Genomic DNA, 9767 nt, shown 5'->3' on the forward strand with positions numbered 1-9767 from the left:
ATCCTGGAGAACATCTGGGGGATCTTCTTGTTCAGCTCCGGGTCCAGCACGGTGTAGGGGCGGCCCAATAGCATGACGCTTATGTCCCGGGCCTGAGAATAATGCTCGTTGAAAGTCCCGCACCATTTCTGCCGGGCCATTTCCCTGGCGGACCTGGCCTTTTCAAAGGCCCTGACCACCTCCCAGAATCCTTTGTCCGGGTTCATACTGCTTACTGCCCGAAAAAGCTCCATGCGCTGGAAAAGCCCTGAATAAAGGTACTCGAGCACTGGAGAAATCAGCTTGTCCCGGATCTCAGTTCCCACGGAGGCGGCCAGGGTCGGGGCATACTGGGAATAATAGCAGAGCTGGCGTCTGCTCTCCCCGTCCTTGTCCCGGTGCTCCAGGTAGTAGGGCAGGAAAATATAATCGGCCTGTCCAGCCAGGGCCTCGGCCTGGCCGTGCAGGGCGGTCATGGGGGCGCAGAATTCAGCCCCGGTAAGGGCCTTGCCCCGCTTCAGGGCCTCCTGAACCGCTTTGTCCCCGGTGATGGTGGCCATGCCCAGGCGGTTGAAGAAGTCCACCCACATGGACAGGTCTTCTCTCATGTATACCGCTGTGGGGATGCCCACGGTGACTGCGCCGGGGTCCTCTACCCGGTTTCCGGCGGGAAATGTAGCGCGATGGGTGCGGACCAGGTCCAGGCCGGCCAGGTTGTTGTCCACGTAATGTCTGGTATCGTAGTCCCTTCCGCATAAAAACCCGAAGGCCACCGGCCCGGCCGGCATGTCAGCCACGGTAATCTTGCAGTGATTGGTGCAGATCCCGCACACCTCGGAGCGTACAGGAATCTCCTGCCTGTACAGCTCCAGGCCCTGGAAACCGCTCTGCCGGACACCCTCGTCCAGAAGGTGCAGGGCCACTCCCAGGGCTCCGGTCAGGTGGCAGAAGGCCGAGACATGAATGGGACGGTCCAGGCGCTGTTCAAAGGCGGCCACCAGGGCCCGGTTTTTGGCCGTGGCCCCCTGAAAACAGATTACTTTCCCAATGAGGCTTTCCACGGCCACCTTGTTCAGGTAGTTCTCCCGCACAGCATGCAGGGCAGCGGTAAGGACCTCGTTTACGGTGTAGCCCCGGCCCAGGTAATAGTTGATATCGCGCTCCATAAACACTGTGCAGCGATCACTGGCAATGGGGGAGCTGACCTCCCTGGTCCTGCCGGAGTATTCCTGCAGGGGGATGCCCAGCTTTTCCGCCTGCTCCTCGATGAAGCTGCCTGTTCCGGCGGCACAGACCGTATTCATTATGGAGAAGGTCACCTCCCCGTTTTTCAGGGTGGTGAACTTGGAATCCTGGCCCCCGATCTCGATTATGGTATCCACCTCCGGGTGCAGCTCCAGGGCAGCCCTGGCATGGGCGGTTATCTCGTCCAGGACCAGGTCCGCCCCGGCCAGGGCACCCACAAATTTGCGTCCCGACCCGGTGGTGCCCATGGCCTGGACCTGCAGATGCACGCCCTTTTGCCGGGCCACGTGCTCCATGGCCTCCAAAAGGACCTGCATGGCCTGTACCGGCCTGCCCGCGGTCCTGGTGTAGAAACCGGCCAGGACCTTTTTATCCCGGCGCATCCACACCGCCTTGGTACTGGTGGAACCTATGTCCAGTCCGAGGTAGACCTGGTATGTGCGGTCCTTCTCCAGGGCCTGATATATATCCACTTCCACCATATCCCCGTCCGGGGTCTGTTCCGGGTGAAATTCAAAGGACTCCCTGGAGTCAAAGTCTGGATACTGGGACTGGACCAGTTCCAGGGGAGGATGGCCGTAATGTTTTGACTCTTCTCCGGTGCAGATTATCGACCCGGCATCCAGAAGCTCACTTCCGGGAACCCGGCGCTCAAGCATCTGCACTGCTGCCCCCAGGGCCCCGTACAGGTGGGCCATGTCGTCCACCACCGGGCGGCTGCCCAGCATGGCAGCCATGTGCTCCACCACGGCCTGGTTTCTGGCCACTCCCCCGCAGAAAATCACAGGGGAGGCTGGTTTTTCATGCTTGAATACCGTGTTGGCGATATTGGCGGCCAGACCGCGGCAGAGACCGTCGCAAATGGCCGCCAGGCTGTAGCCCTCCTGCTGGGCGTGGATAAGGTCCGTCTTGGCGAACACCGCGCACCTGGAGGCGATGCGCGGCGGTTCCTGCCGGCTTGATGCAGCTGTGGCGGCCAGCTCTTCTATGCCGGAAAGCTTCAGACGCCCGGCCTGCTGATCCAGAAAACTGCCCGTACCGGCAGCACAGGAGGTGTTGGTCTTAAGCCCCTTGTACCGCCCGTGTTCAAAAAAGAGCATGGCGAATTTTTCCCCGCCCACATGCAGAATACTTCCCACCCGGCCGTGCAGGTGTCTGGCGGCCTCAATCACCGCCACACGGTCGTCGCAGCGATGATTTGCCCGGATAAACCCGGGAGTCTGGTCCGTGACCGCCACAGCAGCCGGCTCGCGGGTGTGCAGGCCGTCCAGCATCTCCTGCACTGTTGCTGCGATGTTGCCGTGATGAAACCTGTAAGAAGTCTCCACCACGTTTCCCCCCCGGTCCAGGACAACCATGCCCGCCGAAACCGAGCCGATATCCAGGCCCAGCACATGCGGGCCGTGCTTTTGATTATCTATAGACATCCTGATCTCATTTTGTATAATAAAAAACTTTGACGCAGCGTCACCCGGCAGCTGCCTTACACGAAATGCGAATGCGTTAAACCTGATAATAAAGCAAGGATTGACTTTGGTCCAGAGGCTGGCGGAATCATTATGGCTTTGTATCTGTTTAGCGCTTTTAAGGAAAGCATTTAAGGAAAGCAGGGGACAGGCACCCCCGCACTTATTTTTCTGAAGGATGATTGGCATGTTTAAAAATAAGTGCGGGGAGAGCCAGTCCCCCAGGTTGCAGCCATTTTGCCAACCCCTGGAACCTGCAGGGACTTAAGTCGAAAAAAAAAAGAAGTTCGCGGATTCAGGTTAATAATATATGTGCGGTGCCAGGCCCCTGCCTTCGTTAAATGATGTCACAGGCGGACTGTGTCCGTCAGTGACTTACTGTTGAAATCCTGAGCTGAAGGCGGACATTTCATGACTGAAGAATCATTGCTACTTACAAACCCGGGAGAGGAAGGATCCAGTACTTACAGGCATGTGCTCTGCGTGTATCCTTACCGCAGAGAGCTCAAGGAACTGGGTTTTCTGCCTCCCCTGGGTCTGGAACATATCGCCGCGGTAATTGAACCTTTCGCCTCCGAGCTCGAGATGGTGGACCTAAGACGCTATCCCGGCCATGCCTCAGATTTTATCAGAAGCAGCACAGACCTGGTGTGCTTCTCTGTAAACTGGGACCTGGAAAGGGACTTTGTTGCCAGGGAGCTCTCCTCTATAGATTCTGAAATTACGCTTATTGCCGGAGGCAGATATGCTACAGAAGCTCCGGACCAGTGGCTGGAACATATTCCCGGCCTGGATGCAGTGGTCAGGGGAGACGGGGAAGAAATCATGCTCGAAATCTGCAGGCAGGTCCCCTGGCACCGGATCAGCGGGCTCAGCTTCAGGCGGGATGGCCGGATAATCCATAATCCCAACCGTGAACCCGGATCCATCCTGGACAGGCTGCAGCCCTGCAGGAGCAGGCGGAGGCAAAAATATGATGTGCAGATCAGGGGAATCGGGACCGGGCTGGAGGTGGACATGCTCGCCGGATCTCGGGGGTGTCCATTCAACTGCACCTTCTGTTCTTTCAACAGGAATCCATGGGGCATCAAACGCAAATGGACGGCCAGGTCCCCGGAAAGCGTTGTGGATGAGCTGGAAAGCATCAGCGCACCTTTGGTGGCCTTTACCGACGACCTGTTCACCCATGATCTTTCCCGGGTTGAAAATATCTGTGATCAGCTGCTGAAAAGGGGGATAAAGAAAAAATACGTGATCAACGCCAGGCTGGAAATCGCCCGGCATCCGGCATTGATCCGGAAAATGGAACAGGCGGGTTTCGCCATACTCCTCTTGGGGGTTGAATCGGCTCACGACAAAACTCTCAAGGCCATGCGCAAAGGATTTACCACCCGGCAGATCCGCAGTTACTGCAAAGTTCTCCAGGATAGCACCATGATCAAGCACGGTTATTTCATACTGGGCAACATTGGCGAAAGCGTGGATGAAATGCTCCAGACAGCACCCTTTGCCAGAGAAATCGGGATGGATTCTATCTCTCTATCCACTTTGCGCCACAACCCGTATTCCGGGCTGGATGAGCTGGTGGCCCAAACACCGGGCTATCACATAAACCCCAAAGGCAAGATCTATTCCGACCACTGCCCTCCCAAGCAGCTGAGAAAGCTGCGCCGCCGGCTTTACCGGGATTTTTACAGTACCCGGCAGATCCTGAAGCTGGGAAACAAATTCAGGAAGCACGGAGCTTTGAAGCTGCTGCCGGGCATAGCCTGGAACCTTGCAGCCCACAGGGTCAGGCAGGTTATGAAGAGGTGAATGGATTTCCAGAGGGGAAAATACGGGGTGGAAGTGTCCTGCTTTGAAAGATTGCTGGAGGGATTGAGGCTTGCAAAAACGCAGACATTACTTATAGTATTTGCTGCGACTGTATGTTTTTTCAGGTAGTTTGTATCTGTTCAGCGCTTTGCATATGGCAGGGGACTGGCTCTCCCCGCACTTATTTTTAAACTTGTCAATCATCCTTCAGAAAAATAAGTGCGGGTGTGCCTGTCCCCTGCTTACCTAAAAAGCGCTAGACAGATATGCAGGTTAAACCAGGAGGTAACATCATGCCGGTATATGAATTTTACTGCAAAGACTGTAACAGGGAGTTTGAGGTCCAGATGCGCTTGTCCGAGTACGAGAAGCAAAGTGAACAGCACAAATGTAAGAACTGCGACAGCAGCAACACTGAACGCAGGATTTCAATGTTCGAGGCCAAAACCTCGAGAAAGAGCTGATGTCAGACTGGATGATTTATTTGTTCCCACGCTCTGCGTGGGAACATCTGCCAGACGCTCCGCGTCCACTAAATATCAGAGTCAGTATTTTAAAAATCGAATCCAAGCATGGCCCGGGCTGAATCCATGGTCAGGCAGGCTTCCTGCCTGGCCTGGGTATTGCCGGTTTCCAGGATCTCCCTTATAAGCTCCGGGTGGTCATCCATCCGCCTCCTTCTCTCCTGTATGGGTGCCAGGAATGCTTCCAGGTGGGTCAAAAGCACCTTTTTACAGTCCACGCAGCCCCATTTGGCCTGGGTACAGTTTTCCTGGATTTCCTGGCAAATATCTCCAGGGGTCATAAGCCGGTGATAAGGGTACAGGTTGCAGACCTCAGGATTCCCTGGATCCGTTTTACGCATTCGGTTGGTGTCGGTGAGCATGCTCATGACCTTGGGCCGGATGGTTGCCATTTCTTCACCCAGATAGATGCAGTTGCCATAGCTTTTGCTCATTTTACGGCCGTCAAGGCCGGGGAGCCTGGCTGATTCGGTCAGCTTGGCCTGGGGTTCAGGGAAGTAGTCCCCGTAAAGATGATTGAAGCGCCGGGCTATTTCCCGGGTCAGCTCCAGGTGGGGAAGCTGGTCATGTCCAACCGGAACGAAGTCAGGGCGGTAACAGAGAATGTCTGCGGCCTGAAGGACCGGATATCCCAGAAAGCCGTGGGTGTTCAGGTCCTTGTTGATAAGTTCCTGTCTTATTTCCTTGTAGGTGGGGTTGCGCTCCAGCCAGCCCAGGGGGGTGATCATGCTTAAGAGCAGGCTCAGCTCGGCATGTTCTTTGATGAGGGACTGCTGAAACAGGACGCATTTTTCCGGGTCCAGGCCGGAGGCGATCCAGTCTTTCATCAACTCTGCCACAAAGGGCTTGATAATTTTTGGTTCAGCGTACTCGCTGGTCAGGGCGTGCCAGTCCGCCACAAAATAGTAGCAGGTATAGTTTTCCTGAAAATCCACCCAGTTTCTCAGCACTCCGAAATAATGTCCCAGATGTAGAGGTCCTGTGGGCCGCATCCCGGACACCACCCGTTTTTCACCGCCTTGTCGCATAGGTTTACTACCTGCCTGCCTTGAGTAAAAAAGGTATCGGAAATTGTTAACACTACAGCGAAACTTATAAAATAGTATCTGTCTATGGATTTAAGAGCCGGTCCCCGTGCCATATATAAAGCGATAGAGGGATATGCGGGCAAAAACTTACTGGATTTTCAGAACAGCAGGCTGTTAATGAAATATATCACGTAGCCAAAGACGGCCTGAAAGACACCCAGAATAAGCAGAAGGATAATAATGATGAAGCCGAATTTTTCCAACTGCATGTACTGTCCGGCCATACGCCCGGGCAGAAAAGTTGCAAGTACCTTGCTGCCGTCCAGGGGCGGGATTGGGAACAGGTTGAAAATACCAAGGATGACATTTATGAATATCCCGAAATAAGCAACCATTATGACCGGCTGCAGGTATCCGGAGTTGCCGGCATCCAGTATGGGCTGCATTATTATCAGGGACTGCAGAACAAGGAAAAAGCCAAAAGCCAACGCGAAGTTTGCCGAAGGACCTGCCAGGGATACCCAGAAAATGCCTTTTCTAGGATCCTGAAAATAAGAGGGGTTGAAGGGCACAGGCTTGGCCCAGCCGATCAAAAAAGGACTTTTCATGAGTATAAGCAGCAAGGGAAGAAGAACTGTGCCGAAGGGATCGACATGCCGTACAGGGTTCAACGAGAGACGCCCTGCGTTTTTCGCTGTAGGATCGCCGAAGCGGAATGCTGTGTAGCCGTGGGCCACTTCATGCAGGGTGATCCCCAGAAGTAGGGGGATAACCATGGGGATTACCTGGTTGACTAAGTAAGAAATATCAAACATGTTTTTGTCTTTTTGTTGATGGGTTTATGCTTGTCGCTGAATTCTGTGGGGTAATTCACCACTACACCAGGCTCAAAAAAAGAAAGGGTGAGCGCAACCGGTTTTAAAACCTGGGTTTTTCCTTTCGAGCTTCCAGGCGGGCTTTAAGCTCGTCGCGCCGCTTCTGCACCCTGCTGATTTCAAAGCTCAGATCCTGCATATCCTGGCTGGAGGCTGCGGCCTGGACCTTTTTGAGCCTGGAAAGCTCCTTTTCCAATTGATAAATTTCCTGTGCCAGATGGCGAATAGACATATCTGCTTCCTGACAGCTTTAAAGGTTATGCCTCTGCAACCAGGGGGAAATCCTTTTTATAGGCGGTCCCCTGAAAAGTTGCCACGAGTTTGTCCTGATCGTTCTTGACTTCCACACTGTACCCGGACAGGGTCTTATGGGAAAACACCTCCCTGGCCCTTGCAGACAGAAGAGTGCCGGCCTTGGCAGGACGGATGTAGTTTATTGAAGCGTTGATTCCCACGGCGGCCTGGCCGCGGGAATTGGAAGCCGCGGCAAAGGCCAGGTCCGCAAGGGTAAACAATGCTCCGCCGTGCACCATGTCCAGGCCGTTCAAATGCATGTCCTGGACTGTCATTTGAGCCAGGGCGCTTCCCTGGTCAACTTCCACAAGTTCGATTCCTGATATACGGGCATACCGGTCATGTTCGTTTATAAATTCCTTGACGGCTGACATCAGAGTCATATAACCCCGCAAGCCGGATTTGGCAACCTGAAAAATAGCTCTGGTAATGGAGATGTCATGAAAAGCAACAGCAACTACGATGTGGGCCTGAGCGTCTGGCTCCATACAGGCAGTGAGACCATTTTCTGTCAGGGCAGGGCGCTGCTTTTGGAAGGTATTGAAGAGCACGGATCCCTGCGTCAGGCGGCCAAAAGCCTGGGTATGTCCTATCGTGCGGCCTGGGGCAAATTGAAAAAGACCCAGGATATCCTGGGCTTTGACCTGGTGGTCCTAAGCGGTGAGCAGCCCCGGCGTTACGAGCTTACTTCCAGGGCCAGGGAGATTTTAAAGGCCTTCAATTCCTGGCGCAACAGGATGAAGACCATTGCCGGGAAAGAGGCCCGGGAACTTCAGGAATTATTTAAAGGTGCCGGGCCTGAAAAGTAAATGTAAAAACTGCCTGAAAGCATTTGCCCTGCCTTATAGCCTTCCCCTGTAATCAACTTTTTTATTCAGAACACAGTGCCTACCAGCGTATGTTTTTTTTAACATAAATTTACAGGTTTTTATTTCCTGCTATACAGACCTTTATGAAAACAGGAAGTACCTGTTTTCGAGGCTTGAAATCCTCAAGGGGTAGGCCTGTATGCAGCCGGGTTTGGGCGGTCCTGGTGGTCAGGGCCGCCGGACCGGTGGTTTCTGAAAAATACTTTTCAGTGCAAGGAGCCCTGTCTTGAAGGGTTTCATATCTGGAAACCGCAGTAATTTTTTACGGGGAGGGTTAAAGATGAAAAAGATTTGCAGCATTTTTACTCTGGCAGTTTGCATGCTTGTATGCACAGTATTTGCTGGACAGGCTTTTGCCAGTGATAAGGTCATTACTATGAGCACCACCACCAGCACCGAGGCTTCGGGACTGCTGGACCACCTTCTTCCGGAGTTTAAGGCAGATACCGGAATAACAGTGCGGGTCATGTCCAAGGGTACCGGCGCCGCCCTGCGTGATGGCATGGACGGCAATGCCGACGTGGTCATGGTCCATGATGTGGAAAGGGAAAATCAGTTTGTAGAAGATGGCTACGGCACCAGGCGCTATTATGTAATGTACAACGATTTTATTATTGTCGGGCCTGAAGAGGATCCGGCAGGCATCGGGGACGCTGCAGACGTTGCCGAGGCCATGAGGCTTATTGCCGAGGCCGGGGAGCCTTTTGTTTCCAGAGGGGATGACAGCGGTACCCACGGCAGGGAAAAACAGCTCTGGGAAGAAAGCGGGCTGGAGATTACCGGGTCCAGTGAGCCGGCAGACGGAGCGGGCTGGTATTTTTCCATAGGCCAGGGCATGGGAGTAGCGCTGCTCTTTGCCGAGGAAAAGAACGGCTACGTTCTTGCGGACAGGGGAACCTATCTGCAGTACAAGTACGGCAGGGATGCAGAATATGATCTGGAGATCGTTTACGAGGGCGGAGACATGCTGGAGAACCCTTACGGGGTGATTCCGGTTAACCCGGAGAAACACCCCCACGTGAAATATGATCTGGCTAAGGAATTCGCGGAGTGGCTGGTTTCCGAGCGTGGACAGGAGGTCATTGGGTCCTACGAACTTCTTGGCTCACAGCTTTTTATTCCAGATGCAAAGTAGAAAATAACCTGAACCCGGACTGTTACAATTCATCTCAAAAATCTGTTCACCGGATTTTTTGGATATTCCGGTGAACAGCAATAATTGATATCAAAGGGTTTATTTAATTTAATGGAAGGCTTTTTAATCAGCAGCCTGGCTGAAGCGGTGCGTATGCTCTGGTCCCTGGATCCGGAGCTGTATTTTATCGTTTACGTATCCCTGTATGTAAGCTTCTTCTCCACCCTTGTAGCTGCCGTTCTGGGTATTCCTCTGGGTTTTCTGGTGGCGGTTAAAGAGTTCCGGGGAAAAAGGGCTGTAATCACCATCCTGAATACCCTGCTTGCCCTGCCCACAGTGGTTATCGGTCTGCTTGTCTACGCTTTTCTGTCCAGGCGGGGCATCCTCGGGGACCTGGGCATGCTGTATACCCCCTGGGCTATAGTAGTCGGCCAGGTTATTCTCATCACGCCCTGGGTGGCCACCTTCACCCTGGCAGCGGTCAGCCGGATAGATTCCCGCTACAGGCGCACGGCCATGACCCTGGGGGCGAACCTG

10 protein-coding genes are annotated in these 9767 nt (G+C 53.8%); 5 read left to right on the forward strand and 5 right to left on the reverse strand.

What is annotated here, in order from left to right:
* Window positions 1-2651: acyl-CoA dehydratase activase (locus QZP87_RS14175; RefSeq protein WP_291323575.1), on the reverse strand; the 2651-nt coding region annotated here is incomplete at its 3' end.
* A gap of 450 nt (window positions 2652-3101) precedes the next feature.
* On the opposite strand from QZP87_RS14175, the gene QZP87_RS14180 reads away from it, so the two are divergent.
* A complete protein-coding gene (locus QZP87_RS14180; RefSeq protein WP_291323576.1) occupies window positions 3102-4505 on the forward strand; it encodes a radical SAM protein in 1404 nt (467 codons plus the stop codon).
* A 293-nt stretch (window positions 4506-4798) separates the two neighbouring features.
* Complete coding sequence (locus QZP87_RS14185) at window positions 4799-4969, forward strand: zinc ribbon domain-containing protein (RefSeq protein WP_291323577.1); 171 nt, start codon at window positions 4799-4801, stop codon at window positions 4967-4969.
* Window positions 4970-5058: 89 nt separating this feature from the next.
* Here QZP87_RS14185 and trpS read toward each other — a convergent pair whose 3' ends face one another.
* The 4 genes from trpS to QZP87_RS14205 form a co-directional block, all read right to left on the reverse strand.
* Window positions 5059-6057, reverse strand: coding sequence for a tryptophan--tRNA ligase (gene trpS / locus QZP87_RS14190; protein ID WP_291323578.1), 999 nt, complete (start codon window positions 6055-6057; stop codon window positions 5059-5061).
* Window positions 6058-6215: 158 nt separating this feature from the next.
* Window positions 6216-6872, reverse strand: a complete 657-nt coding sequence (locus QZP87_RS14195) for a site-2 protease family protein (RefSeq protein ID WP_291323579.1) — start codon at window positions 6870-6872, stop codon at window positions 6216-6218.
* Window positions 6873-6975: 103 nt separating this feature from the next.
* Window positions 6976-7164, reverse strand: a complete 189-nt coding sequence (locus QZP87_RS14200) for a hypothetical protein (RefSeq protein WP_291323580.1) — start codon at window positions 7162-7164, stop codon at window positions 6976-6978.
* A gap of 25 nt (window positions 7165-7189) precedes the next feature.
* The gene (locus QZP87_RS14205; protein WP_291323581.1) at window positions 7190-7609 is read right to left on the reverse strand and encodes a hotdog fold thioesterase; all 420 of its coding nucleotides are present in this window, start codon (window positions 7607-7609) and stop codon (window positions 7190-7192) included.
* 57 nt (window positions 7610-7666) lie between these two features.
* On the opposite strand from QZP87_RS14205, the gene QZP87_RS14210 reads away from it, so the two are divergent.
* The 3 genes from QZP87_RS14210 to QZP87_RS14220 form a co-directional block, all read left to right on the forward strand.
* Complete coding sequence (locus tag QZP87_RS14210) at window positions 7667-8035, forward strand: LysR family transcriptional regulator (protein ID WP_291323582.1); 369 nt, start codon at window positions 7667-7669, stop codon at window positions 8033-8035.
* 379 nt (window positions 8036-8414) lie between these two features.
* Entirely contained in the window at window positions 8415-9230 is an 816-nt protein-coding gene (locus QZP87_RS14215) for a substrate-binding domain-containing protein (protein WP_291323583.1), read from the forward strand.
* Window positions 9231-9341: 111 nt separating this feature from the next.
* Window positions 9342-9767 (forward strand): ABC transporter permease (locus QZP87_RS14220; RefSeq protein WP_291323584.1); only part of this gene is annotated, 426 nt, incomplete at its 3' end.

Origin of the sequence: Desulfonatronospira sp., assembly GCA_003563255.1 — a bacterium.
GTDB lineage: Bacteria > Desulfobacterota > Desulfovibrionia > Desulfovibrionales > Desulfonatronovibrionaceae > Desulfonatronospira.

Excerpts from the sequence above, each read along its gene's own strand:
- QZP87_RS14180 (WP_291323576.1), top strand. The coding sequence starts at position 3,102 with ATGACTGAAGAATCATTGCTACTTACAAACCCGGGAGAGGAAGGATCC.
- QZP87_RS14185 (WP_291323577.1), top strand. The coding sequence starts at position 4,799 with ATGCCGGTATATGAATTTTACTGCAAAGACTGTAACAGGGAGTTTGAG.
- trpS (WP_291323578.1), bottom strand. The coding sequence starts at position 6,057 with ATGCGACAAGGCGGTGAAAAACGGGTGGTGTCCGGGATGCGGCCCACA.
- QZP87_RS14195 (WP_291323579.1), bottom strand. The coding sequence starts at position 6,872 with ATGTTTGATATTTCTTACTTAGTCAACCAGGTAATCCCCATGGTTATC.
- QZP87_RS14200 (WP_291323580.1), bottom strand. The coding sequence starts at position 7,164 with ATGTCTATTCGCCATCTGGCACAGGAAATTTATCAATTGGAAAAGGAG.
- QZP87_RS14205 (WP_291323581.1), bottom strand. The coding sequence starts at position 7,609 with ATGACTCTGATGTCAGCCGTCAAGGAATTTATAAACGAACATGACCGG.
- QZP87_RS14210 (WP_291323582.1), top strand. The coding sequence starts at position 7,667 with ATGAAAAGCAACAGCAACTACGATGTGGGCCTGAGCGTCTGGCTCCAT.
- QZP87_RS14215 (WP_291323583.1), top strand. The coding sequence starts at position 8,415 with ATGCTTGTATGCACAGTATTTGCTGGACAGGCTTTTGCCAGTGATAAG.